Consider the following 19,553-nt stretch of genomic DNA (forward strand, 5'->3'; position numbering starts at 1 on the left):
TGGGCATATATAAAGGATGTCCGTTTCCTTTTAGGACATCCTCCCATTTTTCACAGCTGCTTGTCGTCCACGCTGTTCAACCATTGCTCAATTTCTTCAACAACCGACTGAACGCAGCCATCTTCAAATGGCGATATTAAATGAGCCACTTGCACAAGTTCGGTAAATGACTTGCTTCCGCCCTCGCGGCAAAGCGCTAAATAGTCGTTCCACGCTTCTTTATAATTTTCTCTTGAACGCTTCCAAAATTGGAACGCGCAAATTTGCGCAAGCGTATAGTCAATATAATAAAACGCGGTTGTATAAATGTGCCCTTGCCGCTGCCAAAAGCCGCCGCGCTCTAAATAATCGTTGCCGTCGTAATCTCTTGTCGGCATGTATTTCCGCTCGATTGCCCGCCACATTCCCTTTCGTTCTTCCGGGGTTGCCTCCGGATTTTCATAGACGAAGTGCTGGAATTCATCGACCGCCACTCCGTACGGCAAAAACAGCAATGCTGAGCTTAAATGTTGAAACTTGTATTTTTCCGTATCTTCCTTAAAAAACAGCTCCATCCATGGCCATGTGAAAAATTCCATGCTCATTGAATGAATTTCACATGCTTCGAGCGTCGGCCAATTGTACTCTGGAATTTCGTAATGCCGGCTTTCGTACACTTGAAACGCATGGCCGGCTTCATGAGTAAGGACATCGATATCGCCAGATGTGCCAGTAAAGTTGGAGAAAATAAACGGCGCTTTGAAACGTTCAATATATGTACAATAGCCTCCGCTTGCTTTTCCCTTTTTCGCCACAAGATCCATCAGTTCGTTGTCGATCATAAATCGGAAAAACTCGCCCGTCTCCGGCGACAGCTCCTCATACATTTTTTTGCCATTAGCAATAATCCAAGCGGCATCCCCTTTTGGTGTCGGGTTTCCGGTTGGAAATGAAAATGCCTCATCGTAATATTTTAGTTTCTCGACGCCAATTCGTTCGCGTTGACGTTCATACAATTTCTCGGCAAGCGGAACGATATATTGGTGCACTTGATCGCGGAATTTCGCCACCATCTCCGCATTGTAATCGGTCCGTCCCAACCTTGCATACCCAAGTTCAACAAAGTTGTTAAATCCCAGTTTTTTGGCCATGCTTGTGCGCACTTTGACAAGCTGGTCGTAAATGTCATCGAACTTTTCTTCGTGCTGCTTGAAAAACGCAAACCGCGCCTCATTTGCCCGCTTGCGCATCTTACGGTCAGGCGATTCCGCAAACGGTTGAAGCTGCGCCAGCGTCCGCTCTTCTCCTTCGAACCATATTTTAGCGGAAGCCACTAGTTTCGTATATTCGCTCGTGAGTTTATTTTCAAGCTGCAATTCCTCTACAATGTCTGGCGAAAATGTCTTTAATTCTGTTTCCGCCAATGCAAACAGCTGCTTTCCCCAACGTTGTTCAAGCTCCGAACGAAACGGAGAATCGACAAGCGCTTGATAATATTCGTTGACCAACCCTTTGACAAGCGGCTCGACTTCATCGAAAAAATCTTGCTCCTGCTTATAAAACTCATCGTTCGTATCAATCGTGTGGCGGATATGGCACACTTGCGCCATCGTGCTAAATTCGTTGCGAAGCGCATTGATTTGCTGCATCGCCTCATGCTGCTCTTCAACATGCTTCGCCTGCTGAAAAGTTTGCAGGGCGGCGCGAAACGATGCTTGTAATTGCTCCATATTTGGCCGTTCATAACGAAATTCCGAGAATTTCAAATGAATCCCTTCCTTTTTTCAAATTTCCCAACTTTAGATTATATTCCATTTCCTTGCTACAAATTCCTTTTTCGTAAAAACAAAAGGTTATTGACGAACAATGTCGAATTGTGTATGATTATCAAGGCATTTGAATAATTTTTCTTCTCATCAACTTAGATGGAATAGAGGTTGCAACGAATAAAAGTAGCTTGAATGAGGCGCAGAGAGCCAATGAATTCAAACGAAAGGATTCGTTGCCGAAGTTTGTGGCGTGCTCTGGCGGCACAAGCTGGGACTGCACCCGAACAGGGGCAGGACTGTCATCGCTTTATAAAAAGGCGATGGAGAGCTATCAACATTAAGTTAGATGCGGATGTTCTGTGCACCCGTTGAAAACTTAGGGGTGTATTTTTTTTGTAAAAATTAACTGAAGGGAGTCTACAAGATTGCAACAACATAAATTAGGTCTCTGGGTGCTTACCGCCCTTGTGGTTGGAAATATGGTCGGGTCAGGAATTTTTATGCTTCCTCGCTCGTTAGCGGAAGCAGCAAGCCCCCTCGGAGTCATTCTAGCATGGTTATTAACAGGGGGCGGCGTGCTCATGACGGCGCTTGTCTTCGGCAATCTAGCGATTCGCAAGCCCGAGTTAAATGGAGGGCCGCAAATTTACGCGAAAGAATTGTTTACAAAAGGGTCTAATACATCCATTTTATCTGGATTTATGTCTTCATGGGGCTATTGGATTGGAAATTTTGCGGGAAACGTGGCGATTATTACTACATTTGCGAGTTACTTATCGACGTTCTTCCCTGTTTTAACAAGCAAGCAAACGCTGTTTACGGTGGGCTCCGCATCTATTAAACTCGGGAATTTGCTCACATTCATCGTTTGTACTATTTTATTATGGGGCATGCATTTTATTATTTTGCGTGGAATCGAAGGTGCAGGAAGATTAAATTTCGTCGCCACTGCCGCTAAAGTGCTTGGCTTCTTTTTATTCATTGCCATTAGTTTGTTTGCGTTTGACAAAAGCAATATTGGTTCTGTCGTGGCTCCGCGCTACGATGAGGCAGGGCATTCGATCAGTCTGTTTGGCCAAATTAACAATGCGGCAGTTGCGACATTATGGGCGTTCGTCGGAGTTGAATCGGCGATTGTGTTCGCTTCTCGAGCGCGCAAGCAAGCCGATGTGAAGCGCGCAACGATTCTTGGTCTACTCATTGCTTTAGCTATTTATATTGGAATTAGTGTGCTTGTTATGGGCTTATTGCCGCAAAAACAATTGATTCAGTCGGAAAAACCGCTTGTTGACGCAATTCAAACGATTTTAGGCCCAAGCGGCGGATATGTTCTTGCGGGACTCGGGCTCGTCAGCCTTTTAGGTTCGACGCTTGGTTGGGTGTTGTTAAGCGCTGAAGTTCCATACCAAGCTGCAAAACAGGGATTGTTTATCCCATCGTTTTTAAAGGAAAACAACAAAGGAATGCCAAAATTCTCTTTAATTTTGTCAAACGGATTAGCGCAAATTTTTATTTTCTCAACCATTTCAAAATCGATGTCGGACGCATTCGATTTTGTCATTTACATCGCGACGCTTGCCTACCTCGTTCCTTATTTTATCGCCTCTGTGTTCCAGTTAAAACTGACATGGACAGGAGAAACGTATGAGAACGAGGCAAAAGCAAGAATTGTTGACGGCATCATTGCGGCGCTAGCAACCATTTATTCAATTTGGGTCATTATTGCGGGAACGTCCGACATGAAAACATTTATGCTTGGCGTTGCGTTGCTCGCAAGCGGCATCATTTTTTATCCGCTTGTGAAAAAAGCCGTAACAAAAGAAGAGCACGTCGATGAAAAAATGTCGGCTTAATGGATACGAACAAGAAAAGGATGTCCTCAATTGAAGTGACCCCTGTCAAGTAGACAGGAATAAAAAAGCACATTTAAGCAGCCTGAGTCCTATATTCATAAGGGCTCAGGTTGTTTAATTTCTTTTGGAAACGTTCGTGGTTATAAAAACGAATATATTGGTGTACAGCCTCCTTCACCTCTTCGGCTGCGCGAAACGAGTACAGATGGAAGCACTCTGCCTTGAAATGGCTAAAAAAGTTTTCCATGCAGGCATTGTCCAAGCAGTTTCCTTTTCTGGACATACTGGCCTTTATATTGTATCTTTTTAGTAGTTGGTTGTATTGACGGGATGTATATTGGAATCCTTGATCACTATGTAGGAGGAGTCCATTGACATTCCGTTTTTTTATAGCCTTTTTGAGCGTGTCGATCACGAGTTTGATGTCATTTCTTCGGCTGATGTGATAGGCCACGATTTCATGGTTGTATAGGTCTTTAATGGCGGACAAATAGAGCGTTTGCCCATTAAAGATTAAATACGTGATATCTGTCACCCACTTCTCGTTTGGTTTGGACGCGTGGAACTCTCTGTTTAGATGGTTATCCGAAATCACATAAGGTTCTTTCTTTCCATAATAAGACCGTTTCTTCCGAATCACGGCCCGAATTCCCATCTCCCTCATCAGCCGTTGTACTCGTTTATGGTTGATACTTAGCTTGTATTTCCGCTTCAGCCAGACTTGGACTCTCCGATACCCATAGATGCCTTTTCGTTCTTGATGGCACTTCTCGATTTTTTTCTTTAGATGCTCGTCTTCTACTTGCTTCTGAGAAGGGCGCTCCTGTCGTTTGACCCACTTGTAGTATCCGCTTCGAGATACACCTGCCATCTCACATAATCGTTGAATCGAACCATGACCCCCAGCCATTTCTTGAATGATGGCGAATTTCTTGTCAGCAGGTACGGCTTCCATTCCCCCTTTCACATCTTTAAGAGCTTTTTTAGCATCACGACTTCCGCCTCAAGACGCCTGATTTTCGTCTCAGGATCTTCGGGACGAGTTCTTGGTCTTCCTTTGCCTGGTCCTTTGGCCTTTCCTCGTTTTTCTTCTAGACCTTGTATGCCTTCCTGTTCATAGTGTTTCACCCATCGACGTACCATGGCATGAGCAATTCCTAATTCTCTAGCCACTGTTTTGTAGCCCATGCCTTCTTTAAAATATAAATCCACTGCTTTCTTTTTAAACTTGACATCATATGTTTTTCGTATTTTTCCCATAGAAAAATCCCCTCCATAGTAAACAGAGTAGTGGACTTTCTTTTTTCTGTCTACTATAAGGGGATCATATCAAATAAGGGCATCCTTTTTTATTAATCAATTTAATTTTTGATATTTAGAACATTTATGGATTTTTATGTTAAAATACGCACATATAATCTTTCTTTAAGGAGTGAAACCGATGCCTATGGAGCAAGAAACGCTGGGAATGTTAATAGGCGGCTTTTCGCTCGTAATGGGAATATCGTTCATTATCGTATTTCGCCTTTTTCTTTCCAGAGCAAGAAAGCCATTAAGAATCGTCTATGGATTCATTCTCGCTTATTTCATCTTTTTCAGTTCGGCGGTCGTGAAAACGCTGGAAGCAATTATGTTTGACGTGAACCATCTGATGGCTTCCGAAGAAATTTCGTGGCGCCTCGGAACCGCCGGCGTGTTATGGGCAATAAGCATGGTGTTTTTATTGCTAGGGATCATCAAGGTTCCGCCAGTATTCACAAACAAGGAAGCGAACCCTTCACCTGATCAAAGTCAGAGCCGCTAACTCGTTCACATTTTTGCCGCCATTAGGAGGGAGATCGTGGATAATCAAAAAGCGCTGGAACAATACATCGAAGCTATCAATACATACACACAATTTCAATAATGTAAAAACTCTGCACGAACAGGCTGTTTTTTAGCTTTCCGATCAAACATGCATGACGTTCAATGGATGGCGGTTAATGAACATAGCGCGGCTTGTATGTATACATATTAAATAGGAGGGTTATCACTAAAGAAAATTTGTATCGGATAGCGGTAGAGCGTCGAATATTATCATCAAAAACGAAAGTGGCGAATGGAAGCTTATCCACGAACATTTAAGCCCGTTTCCCGCTATATAAAAAACGCTCAAACGTTTATGTCGATCGTTTTTTCACAAATGAATCAAACATTCTTATTCTAGCTCTACCTTCTTTCTCCAATATTCCAATGCCTCCATCGGCTCTTCTCTCGCATGGATATAATATAATTTCACATCGGTTGGCTGCACGTTGTCAGGAAGAACAAATGAGAACTGAAATCGCTGTTTCGTTTCAATATCAAAAATTTGCGGCTTTTCTTTTCGATGAAGCTGGGTTTCAAGCCATCGGGCTATAGCAGTATGTAAAAATTTTAGATCCATATGTTGATAATCTTTATTCTGTTCCCTTGTCACATTCAGAATTTGCTGATTGGTAGGGACATAAAATACGAGAAAATCAGAAGGAAATCGATACAAATCTAAACGATCTTTCCATTCCCCATCCACAACATATTTATTATTTTCTTTATGAACAGTCAATCGTAGAGAATCTGGTGTTGTATGATAGACAGAATGATAGGAAACATATCCCAAAAACGCAAATACGAGCAACAACGGACTTAGCAAAATAAGCGATAGAGCGCGCCGCTTCTTCCAGAGAAAAATTCCTGCCACCGCGCAACCTATAATCACCGCCAATGTTATAGCCATCAAATTCCCTCCGCACCTCCTAATCAGCCGATAAAAGCTGCTTAATTTTTTTAAAGCCAACAAAATTTGCTTACTCATTGATAATTTTACTTAAATAATGAGAAACCTCAATTTAAAATATCAGTCCCTACCCAACATGGCTTCAATGCAAAATAAAAAGGCTGTCCAATAAGTTGACTTTTTAGCTATTGGACGCCCCTTTCGATAGATCAACGTTTTTCATTTAAAGAACCCTTTTAGATATTATGCGCCATTTCTTTTACTTCTAAAATCTCCACATAATCCCCTGTCTTCAATCCGGCTGCGTTCGCTTCATCGGTATCAATGTGCATATCAAGCGCGAAGTTCTCATGAACACGAACAACCACTTCGTCAAAAATGAGCGCGCGTTCCCCTGTAGTTTTCACTTTCACAACTTGTTTGTCTTTAACGCCGAATGCTTCTGCATCCTTTGGGGTCATATGAATATGGCGCTTCGCAATAATCACTCCTTGATCCACTGTGACCGTTCCTTTTGGCCCGTGAATCGTAATCCCGGGAGTTCCCTCAATATCTCCCGATAAACGAACAGGAGGCTGGACTCCAAGCTTATAGCTGTCTGTTTTCGAAATTTCAAGCTGCGTCATCGAACGAGCTGGCCCTAAAATACGAACATTCTCGATTTTTCCTTTTGGCCCTTCGACAGTCACTGTTTCTTTTGCGGCAAACTGCCCCGGCTGCGACAGCGGCTTTAGCACCGTTAACTCCGCTCCCTCGCCAAATAAGTGCTGCAAATGTTCCTGCGATAAATGAATATGGCGATTGGATACGCCTACTGGAATTTTCATGATTGCACTCCTCCTTTCTTTTTGTAGTTTACCCAAAAAGAATAAGCTAATTGCCCATGTTCTATTCATAATGTAAACGAAAAAACGCCAGCGGACTGATTTTTCGTCCGCTGGCGCTTTCGCTATCCGTACTTACTACTTTTTCGCACCGTATCCTAATTTTTTTAATAGCACAATCGCTTGCTCCTTTTCCTCGGCTGTCAACCCGGCAAGCGTTTCATGAATCGTTTGCTCGTGGCGCGGAAACACGTCCTCAATGAACGTTTTTCCTTTATCAGTAATGGACGCGTATGTGACGCGGCGATCTTTTTCGCACGCCTTGCGAACGATCAGCCCTTTTTGTTCCAACTTATCAACAACATAGGTGATGCTGCCGCTCGCAAGCAAAATCTTCTCGCCGATTTGCTGCAAAGGCTGATCGCCTTTATGATAAAGCAACTCCAGCACCGCAAATTCCGTCGGATTGACGCCAAACGATTGGATCGATTTATTCACTTGATCATTGACAGCGCGATACGCTCTTGACAATACGATAAACAATTTTAACGATTGTAAAATTTCCTCTCTTTCCGCCACTTCTCATCAAATCCTTTATCCGTCGAATTCGAAGCCATTGTAGCGGAAAATGCAATGTTTGTCAATGAAGCGCTGCCAATCTGCTTATAGCTTAACTGAAAAATTCCCCTTCTATTTAGTTACTTCTTCTTTCTCCTCATAAGGATGGGCTACCCAGCCTGACGGATCAATGAACAAGCGGACAGCGACGACTTGACGGTCCTCCATTAATGTAAAGAAATGCGGATTCCCTTCTGGCACGGAAATGACATCGCCCGCTTCAAGCTGCACTTCAAAATATCCTGTTTGTTCGTCGCCTTTAATAATGAAAATGCCGTGGCCAGCGACAATGGCGCGCACTTCATCTTCCGTATGAATGTGCACTTGTTCAAATTTCTTCAATAATTCCTCTAAATTCGGAGTCGCATCTGATAAAGCGACAACATCCCACGCTTTATATCCTCTTCTTGCCGCTAAATCTTCAATATCGTCTTTAAAGGCCGTTAAAATTTCCTCTTTTTCTTCGTCACTCAAAACAAACTTTTCTTTTAAATGATTTGGCAGTTTGTTAATATCCCAGTGTTCATACAGAACGCCTTGCTTCTCCAAAAAGCTTCCTACATTCTCATGCCCTTTGATCCATTCACCTGTGTTTCTAATTTTAATGACCGCCATTGTACATCCCTCCATACGTTTATTTAAATGAATACTTTGCTATTCTTTAATAGCGATAGCTTGACATGATAGCTAAATAAAAACTCGCACGCTTCTAAAAACTTTTTCGCTTCAAACGCATCTCGTCCCCAAACGGTAATGCCGTGGCTGCGGATGAGAACCGCTCCCGCATCCCCTTTTACATGCTGGGAAAATTCAGCGGCAAGAGTCGGAATATGCGCATGATTCGGAATAATCGGAACACGGAAAACCGCATCTTCTTCCCACAATCCAAATGCTTTAATAATTTCTTGGCGGGTAAACACAATTTCTCCGTCATCTCCGTATAACTCGGAGATGACGTTATTGTCGATCGTATGGACGTGAAGCACACATCCTGCGTTCGTTTTACTATAAATTTCCACATGCAAAAGCGTTTCCGCCGACGGCTTTAAATGCGTTTGTTCCGCTGGTCGGCCTAAAGCGTCGACAAGAAGGAAATCTTCATCCGTTTGTTTTCGCTTATCTTTTCCGCTTGCGGTGACTAAAAAAGTGAGCGGATCATCTGTCACTTTAATTGATAAATTGCCGCTTGTCGCAAAAAACCAATCGCGTTCCGCCAGCTCCGCTTTCACGCTGGCGAGCTCAGCCCATTTTGTTCTTTGAACGCTCACGATTTCACCTCCATTTGCTCGAAAAAGGCGATGACATCAAAAAATGTTGTAAACGGTGTATGAGAAAGGCGTAATTCCTTACACTTCTCCAAAAGAAAATCGCGGGCGATAACGTGATCAGCAAGCCGGGCGGCCGCCAAATCCGTAATTGAGTCGCCGATCACAATTTTCGTGGCATCTTGTGCTGCCAGCTTCCGCAAAAGCGACGGCTTGCAGCAGCCGCAGCCGTTCTGGCAATGTTCATCACATGAATGCGGCCATGTAATGCGAATCGTTTCACCTGTGAAATCGGAGCCGTTGCAGAAAATGGATTCCTTTTCAACGAACCCCTCTAAAAGCGGATAGACGAAAAAATCGATTCCGCCGCTTGTCACATAAAGCGGAATGCCGCGATCTTTCGTAAAAGCGACAAACTCGCGAAAGCCGTCACGGATGCGGGCTGTGCGCAAAATAAAACTCGTAATCTCTTCTTTTAAGCTCGAAGGAAGAAGCGAAAACATCGCTCCGACGCCTTCCTGCACCGAGCATCGTTGCGCTAATACATCATCTTTGATGCTCTCCCATTCCGGCGGAGCAAACTGCTTCATAATCGAAATAATATTGTCGCTATTAGTAATAGTTCCATCAAAATCGCAAAAAATGACCGGTTTTCTCATGCTTTCACCTCGTGTGCGCCCCATAAAGCAAGCGCTTTTTGCAGCGGCTCGCTTTCTCTCGCCGCTTCATGAAGCGTTCGTCCCACTAGCGCCGCGTCAAGTGCAGCACGAAACGCTTTTCCACCGCCTGCTGCGCCGTCCGGATGCCCGTGCACACCGCCGCCCGCGTTAATGATGCTGTCATGGCCGAAATCATGAACAAGCAGCGGCACAAGTCCCGGATGAATGCCCGCCGACGGCACCGGGAACGTAGCGAGAAACTCATCTTCTTTCGTAAGCTCTTTCGCAATGCCGAGCGTTTCTTCTTTCGGCAGCGCCACGCTTCCATACGGCGACGGGAAGAGTGAAAAATCAGCACCTGCCATGCGAACAAGCTTTCCAAGCAACAGCGGATTGCTCACCCCGTAAAACTCCGACGGCGTCAGTGCGCCGCTGAAAGCTGGGTGTGCCATAATCGGAATTCGAATATCTTCATCTTCACGCAACCCTTGCAAAACGTCGAGGCCATAAGCAAACACGTTAAACAGCAAGACATCAGCCCCAAGTTCAACCGCCCGCTTTGCCTTTTCTTTTAACTCAAATGTTTTGCCAGATAAGTTGACGGCATATAACGTTTTATGCCCTGTTTCTTCGTACACTTGCCGCAATACGTTTTTTCCGGCAATAATTCGTTTTTCAAACGGTGCTAACTCGCTCTCAAACAAAATTTCATCATCTTTGACGAGATCAACGCCGCCAAGCGCTTGTTCCCTCAGCTGTTTGGACAAATAATCGACATCGCGCCCGATCACCCCTTTGAAAATGCTCATAATAAGCGGACGATCGTATACTCCAAGCTTGTTGCGAATCCCTTTAATTCCGAAACGCGGACCAGGAAACTGGCGCTTCAGCTCATCGGAAAACTCCAAATCAACGAGCTTAATCGTACCGTCGAGCGACAGCTTCCCAAAAACCGTCGTCAAAATCGCTGGAAGGTCGGCGCTAAAATTGGCGCTTGGATACGCAATCTTGACAAGTCCGCGCTTTAGGCGTTTCCCGAAATATTCATTGACGCGTTCATCCTCTTCAAGATGTGTAACGCTCACGACCGTTCCTTTATGCTTGCGCAGCTGTTCCTGTTCTAAAAGCGGCAAGTTCGTCCATGAGCCGACCGTCAAACCGAGGGCGATGCCTTCCGCTTTTTTCTCCAACTCTTTCTCATCATGAAGCAAATACGTCGCGATTACTTGGCTCATTGTGCGTTCCTCCAATCCATGAAAAAAGCCTCTTCACAAGAAGAGGCGTTTCGTTCCGCTCTTCTTATCTCTCAGCATATCGCTGCAAGAATTAGCACCGTGCTTAACCATGGTTAAGTCGGTTGCCGGGCTTCATTGGGCTCGTCCCTCCGCCTGCTCTTGATAAGAATGCTAGCAATCTATTCATTTTTCAAAAATTTTCATTTTGGCAAAATTTAATTTGAATTATGACAGGAATGTTTCGTGATGTCAATCATTTTTTTGCAGCATGTGAAAACAAATTGAGTTTCGCCATGCGCGATGCTGCTTCTCGCAAACGTTCTTCACTTGTTAGGAGCCCTGCGCGCACATACCCTTCGCCGTGCTCGCCAAAACCGATGCCGGGTGCGACAACGACCCGCGCCTCCTCGAGCAATAGATCAGCAAATTGCTCGGACGACCAGCCGTTTGGCACCGGCAGCCACGCAAAAAATGAACCGGCCGGCGGCGTTACATCCCAGCCCATGTTGCGCAACGCTTGAATCAACGTGTTGCGCCGCGACTCATACAGCGCGACAAGCTCGTGCACACATTGTTGCGATTCCAAAAGCGCTACCGCCGCCGCTTCCTGAATGGCACCAAATAAACTGACGTATAAATGATCTTGCAGCAAATGAATCGCCTCAATCACACTCGCATTGCCGACAGCAAAGGCCACACGCCATCCCGCCATATTATAAGTCTTGGAAAACGTATAAATTTCAATTCCGACTTCTTTTGCTCCTTCCGCCTGCAAAAAACTGACCGGCTTCTGGCCGTCAAATCCAATCGCCCCGTAGGCAAAATCGTGAACAACACAAATCCCGTGCTTTGCGGCAAACGACACCGTTTCAGCAAAAAATGCTTTCGTGGCCACCGCACCTGTTGGATTGTTTGGATAGTTTAAAAACATGAGCTTGGCTTTTTTAACATCTTCTTCCGCCAACTCCTCATAGTCAGGGAGAAAGCTGTTCGCAGCGCGAAGCGGCATCATCGCCATTTGTGCCCGCGCAAGCGCCACCCCTGACCAATAATCCGGATATCCCGGATCCGGCACAAGTACGACATCTCCCGGATTCAACAAACATTGAGGAATTTCCACAAGTCCCGCTTTTCCGCCGAATAAAATGGCCACTTCTTTTTCCGGATCGACCGTAACTCCGTACTCCCGCTTATAAAAAGCCGCCACCGCTTCTTTCAAAAACGAATAGCCGCGAAACGGCGAGTACTTATGATATTGCGGATTCGCCGCCGCTTTTTGCAGCGCTGCGACGATATGCGGCGGCGTCGGCTGATCAGGATTTCCTTGGCCGAGGTTAATGACATCATGTCCTTGGGCAACGACTTTTCCCACTTTCTCCACAAGCGAAGCAAAAAACTGCTTCGGAAGGCCTGCTAACAATTCTGATTGCACAAATGATTTCAACTGCTTCACCTTCTCAAAAAATTCTTGAAATTCTAGTCAAACATCATATATCGTAAAAATTAAATTGTAAAGTAAATTTTTTTGAGGTGAACAATTATGGCATTAAAAATCGCGTGCCTTCAACTCGATATCGCTTTCGGAAATCCTGCTGAAAATAAGCGCCGGGTGCAACAAGAAATCGTGAAAGCGGCCCAAGAAAAGGCGGATGTCATCGTGCTTCCGGAACTGTGGACGACGGGCTATGACTTGAAGCGCCTCGATGACATCGCCGATGAAGAAGGAGCGGACACAAAAGCATTCGTTCGTGAACTGGCTCGCTTGCATCGCGTGAACATTGTCGCAGGCTCGATCGCTAAAAAAACAAGCGCAGGCGTCACCAATACGATGTACGTCGTCAATCGAAACGGAGACCTCGTCGGAGAATATAGCAAACTTCATCTCTTTCAGCTCATGGATGAACATCTTTATTTGCAGTCCGGCCAATCAAGCGGCCTATTTACGCTAGAGCAAGCGCTATGTGCCGGCATGATTTGCTATGATATTCGTTTTCCAGAATGGATTCGCATCCATACGGCGCAAGGAGCGGAAATTTTGTTTGTCGTCGCACAGTGGCCGCTCCCTCGCCTCCAGCATTGGCGTACGCTTTTGCAGGCGCGGGCGATCGAAAACCAGTGCTACGTCGTAGCATGCAACCGCGCTGGAAAAGACCCGAATAACGAATTTGCCGGCCATTCGATGGTGATCGACCCATGGGGCGACATCATCGCTGAAGCCGATGAAAACACAGGCGCTTTAATGGCAGAAATTCACTTAGAAAAAGTAGGTGAAGTGCGGAAACAAATTCCGATTTTCCAAGATCGCCGTCCGGAATATTACAACGGGGTTGAAAAAAATTTTTAAAAAAATAGTTGACAAAACAAACCAATGCCATGTATGATTCGAATCAAGCGAATTGAACAAACTTTTTTATTGTTTGAAACATTCTAATAATCTAAAACACTCTTATCAAGAGCAGGTGGAGGGACGAGCCCAATGAAGCCCGGCAACCGACTTAACGATCGTTAAGCACGGTGCTAATTCTTGCAGCAGCACGCTGAGAGATAAGAGGTGCGAAGCGAACTTCAAACCTCTTTCGAAAAGCGAAAGAGGTTTTTTATTTGACAAAGGAGGGTATTGACGATGACGATTTCAAAACCATCTGTATATGAGCCGCTCACAGAAAGCGGAGCGATTTCCCTAGCGATCCGGTTAGGACTATTTCCGGAAGGCACCCCATTAGCGTGCCGAGAGATCGGCGATGGAAATTTGAATCTCGTCTTTCATGTGGTCGATCAACAAACAAGAAAGGGCGTTATTATTAAGCAAGCGCTGCCATACGCCAAAGTCGTTGGAGAAAGCTGGCCGCTCACCTTAAAGCGCGCCGTCATTGAAAGCAACGCATTGCGCACTTTTGCCAGCTATGTTCCGCAATATGTGCCAAAAGTATACTATTCCGATGAATCGCTTGCCATTACCGTCATGGAGGATTTATCACGCTTGCAAATTGTCCGCAAAGGGTTGATCGAAGGAAAAGTCTATCCGCTTCTTTCGGAGCATATTGGCGAATTTATTGCCAAAACATTGTTTTATACGTCCGATTTCGGCATGAATCAGCAACAGAAAAAACAGCTTTCACAAAGCTTTGTCAATCCTGAATTATGCAAAATTACTGAAGATCTCGTCTTTACCGATCCGTTCTTTGATCACGAAACGAACAATTTTGAAGACGAACTCCGAAGCGATGTGGAAACGCTTTGGGCGGACGATGCCCTTCACCTTGAAGTGGCCAAGTTGAAAAGAAAGTTCTTAACAGAAGGCGATGCGCTCATTCATGGCGACTTACATACGGGAAGCATTTTTGCAAGCGACACAGAAACAAAAGTAATCGACCCGGAGTTTGCCTTTTACGGACCGTTCGGATTTGATATTGGTCAATTTTTTGCGAACCTTCTCCTTAATGCGTTGTCCCGACCAGAACAAGAACAAGAGCCGTTACTTGCTCATGTTGAGAAAACATGGAACGTATTTGCCGACGTGTTCTCCGCCCTTTGGGAACAGCACAACGTCGAACCGTATGCGAAAACGAAAGGGCTGCTTGAGGAAGTGCTGCGCCAAACGTTCGTTGACGCCATCGGTTTTGCCGGCTGCGAAGTCATTCGTCGCACGATTGGCTTAGCGCACGTGGCCGATCTCGATGGAATCGAAGACAAAAATAGACGTCTTCATGCTAAACAACGCGCCCTTGAGTTAGGAAGACGGCTCATTTTGCAGCGCCAATCCCTTAACAATGTGGGCGAGATCCGTTCCCTTTTCCTACAGACATTCGTAACAACTCACTAAACGAAAGGAAGAAATTATATGGCTCAGTCATTTTCCATTCCGCGATCAGTCGAATGGAACGATACACATATTACGATTTTAAACCAACAAAAGCTCCCTTTAACGACTGAATATTTGGAATTAAGGGAAATTTCTGATGTACGGGACGCCATTGCTACCTTGAAAGTTCGCGGCGCTCCAGCCATCGGAATCACAGCTGCATATGGCCTTGCGTTGGCCGCACAAAGCTATCAAACTAGCTCGATCGAAGAGTTTCGCACCTTGCTGCAAAAAGATCGAGATTACTTGGCAAGCGCACGACCAACCGCTGTCAACCTATTTTGGGCGCTTGACCGGCTTGTCGCAAGCGTGGCGCACGCTTCTTCCGTCAACGAAGCCAAAACCGTGCTCGTTCACGAAGCGATTTGCATTCAAATCGAGGATGAAAGCACTTGCCGTTCCATCGGGGAACATGCGCTTTCCCTCTTTCAAAATAGGGACCGCATTTTAACGATTTGCAATGCGGGATCGATTGCAACGGCCCGCTACGGAACGGCGCTTGCTCCCTTTTATTTAGCGAAGGAGAAAGGAATCCATCTTCATGTCTACGCTCTAGAGACGCGACCAGTTTTGCAAGGTGCGAGACTGACCGCTTGGGAGCTATTGCAAGCGGGGATCGATGTCACGCTGATTACCGACAATATGGCTGCGCAAACGATGCAAACAAAACAGATTAGCGCCGTCATCGTCGGCGCTGACCGCATCGCCGCAAACGGTGATACGGCCAATAAAATCGGCACATTCGGCCTCGCGCTGCTCGCTCGAGCGTTCGGTATTCCGTTTTATGTGGCAGCCCCTCTTTCAACGATTGATTTGACGACAAAAACGGGAGAAGACATCCCGATTGAGGAACGCGCCCCGGAAGAAGTGACCCATTTCGCTGGCATACGTGTTGCTCCTGAAGGTGTGAACGTCTATAACCCTGCCTTTGACGTTACACCTCACGAACTCATTACGGCGATTATCACAGAAAAGGGCATCATACGCGGCAATTACAGCACGACATTATCGACACTGTTTAAGGAGGAAGCACATCAATGAAACGAGTAAAATCATTTTTGTTCGCCGGCTTCATATTCGGCACTATAGTTACGGGATGCACGAACGAGCAAGACGCGATGAGTTCAAAGCCGGCGAAACAAGAAAGCACAAAGAAAACAACAGCAGTCAACACATCGTCGGAACAGACCGCCATCCCAGAAAAACTAAAAAAGCCGATCAAAATCGCGGCCATTATGCAAATGTCGATCGGCACCTTCTCGTCGCAATATATTTCTGGCGTGAAGGAACAAGTGCAAAAATTTGGCGGAGACGTGCAAATTTACAACGCAGACAACGATTTAACAAAAATGGCCTCCTACGTTGAAACAGCGATTACGCAAAATGTCGATGCCATTCTTTTAGATCACGGGCGGGCCGATGCGTTAAAAGGCCCTGTAGAAAAAGCAGTCGCCAAAGGCATTCCTGTCGTCGCATTTGATAACGATTTAAACATCCCGGGCGTTACCGTCATCGACCAAGACGACTATAGCCTCGCTTGGAAAACATTGAAAACATTAGCCGAAGATTTGAATGGAGAAGGAAACATCGTTACCATTTGGGTCGGCGGCTTTACCCCGATGGAGCGGCGCCACGTTATTTATGACGCCTTTAAAAAGCGCTATCCAAACATTAAAGAAGTGGCTAAATTCGGAACCGCCAGCGCCAATACAGCATTAGACACACAAACGCAAATGGAAGCGATTCTTAAAAAATATCCAAATAAAGGCGATATCGATGCAGTGTTTGCAACGTGGGATGAATTCGCTAAAGGGGCCACGCGCGCTATTCAACAAGCCGGACGCAATGAAATTAAAGTATATGGCATCGATTTAAGCGATGAAGACTTGCAAATGATGCAGCAACCAAACAGCCCGTGGGTGGCAACGACCGCCACCGATCCAGCCGAAGTCGGCCGCGTGCAAGTGCGGTTTGCCTATCAAAAAATAGCCGGCGAGAAAACACCGAATATTTATTCCCTTGAGCCGCATTTAGTTAAACAAGCCGATTTGCCTAACAAGCAAATTTCCATGAAATCTCTTCATGAGTATATTGCCGGCTGGGGCCAGTCAAACGTGGCGATTTCTCCTTGGATGAAAACGCTCGAAGAACAGGGGAAAACGAAATGAGCGGCCTTTTTATGAAAAGTATTTATAAGTCGTTTGGCAATGTTCCTGTGTTAAAAGGCGTGAACTTTCATGTGCAAAAAGGGGAGGTTCACGCCCTTTTAGGAATGAATGGGGCGGGAAAGAGCACTTTAATGAAAATTTTAGCCGGCGATCTGTCCGCCAACGAAGGGACGATTACGATTGATGGGGCCGATTATCGCTTTTCTTCCCCGGCCGATGCCAAAAAAGCAGGCATCGGGCTCGTTGTTCAAGAAGTCGATACAGCTCTTTTTCCTTCATTACCCGTATATGAAAACATTGTAGCTGATGATATCGTCAACGCGAAACGGCAACCGCTCTTATCAAGAAAACAACAAAAGCAGCAGGCGGAGAAGCTGCTAGAGCAAGTCGGATTATCGCTTCCGCTTCATAAGCCAATTCAAACATGCACGTTGCATGAAAAACAACTGATCGTGCTAGCGAAAGTACTATCTTCTTCCGCCCGTTACATCATTTTAGATGAACCGACCGCTGCGTTAAGCGAAGTGGAAACAAAACGCCTTTTTCAAATTATTAAACAATTAAAAGCTCAAGGCGTGTCGTTCATCTATATTTCTCACAAGCTTAAGGAAGTGAAAGAAATTTGCGATCGGGTGACGATTTTACGCGATGGAATAGTCGTTCATTCTGGAAATGCCGCACAACTCTCCATCGAAGACATGATCAGTCATATGATCGGACGTTCTTACGAGCGAAACGAAAAGGCCAAGCGCGCGTACAGCGACGAAGTAGCTTTTGAAGTGAAGCAATTGCACATCGCAAAAACCAATACGACCGTGGATCTACAAATACGTAAGGGAGAAATCGTCGGAATTGCCGGATTGGCTGGAGCCGGAAAAACCGAGTTTGCGGAAAGCATTTTGGCCGCTACGAAAACGTCAGGTGAATGGTTCATTCATGGCAAACGGTATACATTTTCCTCTCCACAGGAAGCAATCGCTGCGGGGATTTGCTTTATTCCAGAAGAGAGACGAAAACAAGGATTGTTTTTACGTGAAACAGTCCGTACTAATTTAACCGTCCGCTTATTGCCCTTGTTAGCAAAATGGCAATGGATTTTAAGGAAAAAAGAAGAAGAAGTCGCCCAGCAACTCATCGAAACGCTACGCATTCATCCTCCTTTTCCGCATGCGATCGTTCAACATTTAAGCGGCGGCAATCAGCAGAAAGTCGTCATCGGTAAATGGCTCCACACAAACGGAGATGTGTTTATTTTCGACGAGCCGACAAAAGGGATTGATATTAATGCAAAAACCGAAGTATTTTCTATTATCCGTTCCCTCGCCGATAAAGGAAAAGCGGTGCTGTACATGACAAGCGAATTTCAAGAACTGCTTGACATTGCGGATACGATTTACGTCATGGCGAACGGACGGCTCATCCGACGTTTCGCGGCGGAAACAACAACATATGAACAACTTATCTATTATAGCAGCGGAGGTGGCGAAAATGGCTCAAACAATGCTCTCGCCCGTGAAGCGGTCTCCTCTTAATTTTTTATATAAACACGGGACGTTGCTCGCAATTTTTGTTGTCATTATCTATTTTAGCTTAACGCTGGACCGTTTTTTAACATACGAAAACTTTGGTGATATTTTGCGTTCCATTTCCATCGTGACGCTTGTGGCAATTGGCATTACCTTCTCGCTCATCGTCGATGGATTTGACTTATCGGTTGGTTCGACCGTGAGTCTGGCAACAATCGCAAGCGCGGCAGCTCTTGTTTTGTATCGACAAGAAATTTTCGTAACTCTCCTTGTCCCGCTTTTACTAGGAGTAGCGATCGGTCTTTTAAACTCGTTGCTCATTATTAAGCTCAAACTTCCTGATTTGCTTGCGACGCTAGCGACGATGTATGCAGTAAACGGAATTCAACTCACTTATACGAAAGGGTTTTCGATCTACAACGATATGCCGCTTCCTGACGGCGGAACGGCACCGGGTAAGTTTATCCCATCGTTCCTATTTATCGGCCAAGGAGAAATAGGAGGCATTCCGTTTTCAGTTTTGCTGATGTTGCTTGTGGTTGCTTTTACTCATTTATTTTTGACCTATACAAAGCCCGGACGCCTATTTTACATGACCGGGGAAAACCGGGAAGCTGCTCGCCTCGCAGGAATTCCTGTCAACCGCTACCGCACTTACGCATATATCATAAGCGGCTTTTTTGCCGCGCTTGGCGGCATCGTCCTTGCTTCTCGCATCGGAACAGGCCAAGTGTCCGCAGGGGCATCATTTTTAATGGATGGAGTAGCGGCTGCGTATATCGGTTTTTCCGTCTTCGGCGCAGGGAAGCCAAACGTCATCGGCACACTATTTGGGTCGATTTTAATCGGTGTTCTTCTAAATGGATTGACTATGATGAACGTTCCGTACTATGCGCAAGATATTATTAAAGGAGCGATTTTAGTAGGGGCACTAGCATTGTCTCATGTACAAAAGAAATAGGAAAGTTTCCCCATCGGCTTATCAGAAAATTTATGATATGATGAAATTACTAGAGCATTTGTCTTATGAACGGGGGAAC

At 45.4% G+C, this 19,553-nt stretch carries 19 protein-coding genes and 3 riboswitches; of the genes, 8 read left to right on the forward strand and 11 right to left on the reverse strand.

Features of this window, described 5'->3' with window-relative positions; translation table 11 throughout:
* Nucleotides 1-50: 50 nt before the first annotated feature.
* Nucleotides 51-1,745, reverse strand: a complete 1,695-nt coding sequence (locus N667_RS0103940) for a M3 family oligoendopeptidase (protein WP_027408372.1) — start codon at nt 1,743-1,745, stop codon at nt 51-53.
* A gap of 157 nt (nt 1,746-1,902) precedes the next feature.
* Nucleotides 1,903-2,087: riboswitch (Lysine riboswitch) on the forward strand.
* An 86-nt stretch (nt 2,088-2,173) separates the two neighbouring features.
* Here N667_RS0103940 and N667_RS0103945 point away from each other — a divergent pair.
* Entirely contained in the window at nt 2,174-3,601 is a 1,428-nt protein-coding gene (locus tag N667_RS0103945; RefSeq protein WP_027408373.1) for an amino acid permease, read from the forward strand.
* A gap of 73 nt (nt 3,602-3,674) precedes the next feature.
* On the opposite strand, the gene N667_RS0103950 is transcribed toward N667_RS0103945, so the two are convergent.
* On the reverse strand, nt 3,675-4,556 hold the full coding sequence (locus N667_RS0103950) for an IS3 family transposase (RefSeq protein WP_027408374.1): 882 nt from the start codon (nt 4,554-4,556) through the stop codon (nt 3,675-3,677).
* An 8-nt stretch (nt 4,557-4,564) separates the two neighbouring features.
* Entirely contained in the window at nt 4,565-4,861 is a 297-nt protein-coding gene (locus tag N667_RS0103955; RefSeq protein WP_027408375.1) for a transposase, read from the reverse strand.
* Between the two features lie 181 nt (nt 4,862-5,042).
* Between N667_RS0103955 and N667_RS18235 the strand changes: the two genes are divergently transcribed.
* A complete protein-coding gene (locus N667_RS18235; protein ID WP_051529940.1) occupies nt 5,043-5,405 on the forward strand; it encodes a hypothetical protein in 363 nt (120 codons plus the stop codon).
* Between the two features lie 393 nt (nt 5,406-5,798).
* Here the strand turns inward: N667_RS18235 and N667_RS0103965 are convergent, their stop codons facing one another.
* The 8 genes from N667_RS0103965 to N667_RS0104000 form a co-directional block, all read right to left on the reverse strand.
* Nucleotides 5,799-6,356, reverse strand: a complete 558-nt coding sequence (locus tag N667_RS0103965; protein WP_027408376.1) for a hypothetical protein — start codon at nt 6,354-6,356, stop codon at nt 5,799-5,801.
* A 236-nt stretch (nt 6,357-6,592) separates the two neighbouring features.
* Entirely contained in the window at nt 6,593-7,183 is a 591-nt protein-coding gene (locus N667_RS0103970; RefSeq protein WP_027408377.1) for a phosphate propanoyltransferase, read from the reverse strand.
* Between the two features lie 135 nt (nt 7,184-7,318).
* A complete protein-coding gene (locus N667_RS0103975; protein ID WP_027408378.1) occupies nt 7,319-7,759 on the reverse strand; it encodes a MarR family winged helix-turn-helix transcriptional regulator in 441 nt (146 codons plus the stop codon).
* 111 nt (nt 7,760-7,870) lie between these two features.
* On the reverse strand, nt 7,871-8,413 hold the full coding sequence (locus tag N667_RS0103980; protein WP_027408379.1) for a 1,2-dihydroxy-3-keto-5-methylthiopentene dioxygenase: 543 nt from the start codon (nt 8,411-8,413) through the stop codon (nt 7,871-7,873).
* A gap of 23 nt (nt 8,414-8,436) precedes the next feature.
* Complete coding sequence (locus N667_RS0103985; protein ID WP_027408380.1) at nt 8,437-9,066, reverse strand: methylthioribulose 1-phosphate dehydratase; 630 nt, start codon at nt 9,064-9,066, stop codon at nt 8,437-8,439.
* Nucleotides 9,063-9,722: a 2-hydroxy-3-keto-5-methylthiopentenyl-1-phosphate phosphatase gene (locus N667_RS0103990; RefSeq protein WP_027408381.1), complete on the reverse strand. Its 660-nt coding sequence runs from the start codon at nt 9,720-9,722 to the stop codon at nt 9,063-9,065. The genes N667_RS0103985 and N667_RS0103990 overlap by 4 nt, the downstream gene beginning before the upstream one ends.
* Nucleotides 9,719-10,957 carry a 2,3-diketo-5-methylthiopentyl-1-phosphate enolase gene (mtnW, locus tag N667_RS0103995; RefSeq protein ID WP_027408382.1) on the reverse strand — a complete coding sequence of 413 codons (1,239 nt, stop codon included), beginning with the start codon at nt 10,955-10,957 and terminating at the stop codon, nt 9,719-9,721. The genes N667_RS0103990 and mtnW overlap by 4 nt, the downstream gene beginning before the upstream one ends.
* A 61-nt stretch (nt 10,958-11,018) precedes the next feature.
* A riboswitch (SAM riboswitch) is annotated at nt 11,019-11,126 on the reverse strand.
* Between the two features lie 84 nt (nt 11,127-11,210).
* Nucleotides 11,211-12,401: a pyridoxal phosphate-dependent aminotransferase gene (locus tag N667_RS0104000; protein ID WP_027408383.1), complete on the reverse strand. Its 1,191-nt coding sequence runs from the start codon at nt 12,399-12,401 to the stop codon at nt 11,211-11,213.
* A gap of 96 nt (nt 12,402-12,497) precedes the next feature.
* On the opposite strand from N667_RS0104000, the gene N667_RS0104005 reads away from it, so the two are divergent.
* The 6 genes from N667_RS0104005 to N667_RS0104030 all read left to right on the forward strand — a co-directional run bounded on the left by N667_RS0104005 (nt 12,498) and on the right by N667_RS0104030 (nt 19,474).
* Entirely contained in the window at nt 12,498-13,301 is an 804-nt protein-coding gene (locus N667_RS0104005) for a carbon-nitrogen family hydrolase (RefSeq protein ID WP_027408384.1), read from the forward strand.
* 99 nt (nt 13,302-13,400) lie between these two features.
* A riboswitch (SAM riboswitch) is annotated at nt 13,401-13,508 on the forward strand.
* A gap of 72 nt (nt 13,509-13,580) precedes the next feature.
* Nucleotides 13,581-14,780, forward strand: coding sequence for an S-methyl-5-thioribose kinase (gene mtnK, locus N667_RS0104010; protein WP_027408385.1), 1,200 nt, complete (start codon nt 13,581-13,583; stop codon nt 14,778-14,780).
* Nucleotides 14,781-14,798: 18 nt separating this feature from the next.
* A complete protein-coding gene (gene mtnA, locus N667_RS0104015; RefSeq protein ID WP_027408386.1) occupies nt 14,799-15,860 on the forward strand; it encodes an S-methyl-5-thioribose-1-phosphate isomerase in 1,062 nt (353 codons plus the stop codon).
* Entirely contained in the window at nt 15,857-16,987 is a 1,131-nt protein-coding gene (locus N667_RS0104020; RefSeq protein ID WP_027408387.1) for a sugar ABC transporter substrate-binding protein, read from the forward strand. Before mtnA ends, N667_RS0104020 begins: the two co-directional genes overlap by 4 nt.
* Nucleotides 16,984-18,519: a sugar ABC transporter ATP-binding protein gene (locus N667_RS0104025; RefSeq protein WP_027408388.1), complete on the forward strand. Its 1,536-nt coding sequence runs from the start codon at nt 16,984-16,986 to the stop codon at nt 18,517-18,519. The genes N667_RS0104020 and N667_RS0104025 overlap by 4 nt, the downstream gene beginning before the upstream one ends.
* Entirely contained in the window at nt 18,476-19,474 is a 999-nt protein-coding gene (locus N667_RS0104030; protein ID WP_027408389.1) for an ABC transporter permease, read from the forward strand. Before N667_RS0104025 ends, N667_RS0104030 begins: the two co-directional genes overlap by 44 nt.
* Nucleotides 19,475-19,553 lie beyond the last annotated feature (79 nt).

It is taken from the genome of Anoxybacillus tepidamans PS2 (assembly GCF_000620165.1).
Lineage (GTDB): Bacteria > Bacillota > Bacilli > Bacillales > Anoxybacillaceae > Anoxybacteroides > Anoxybacteroides tepidamans_A.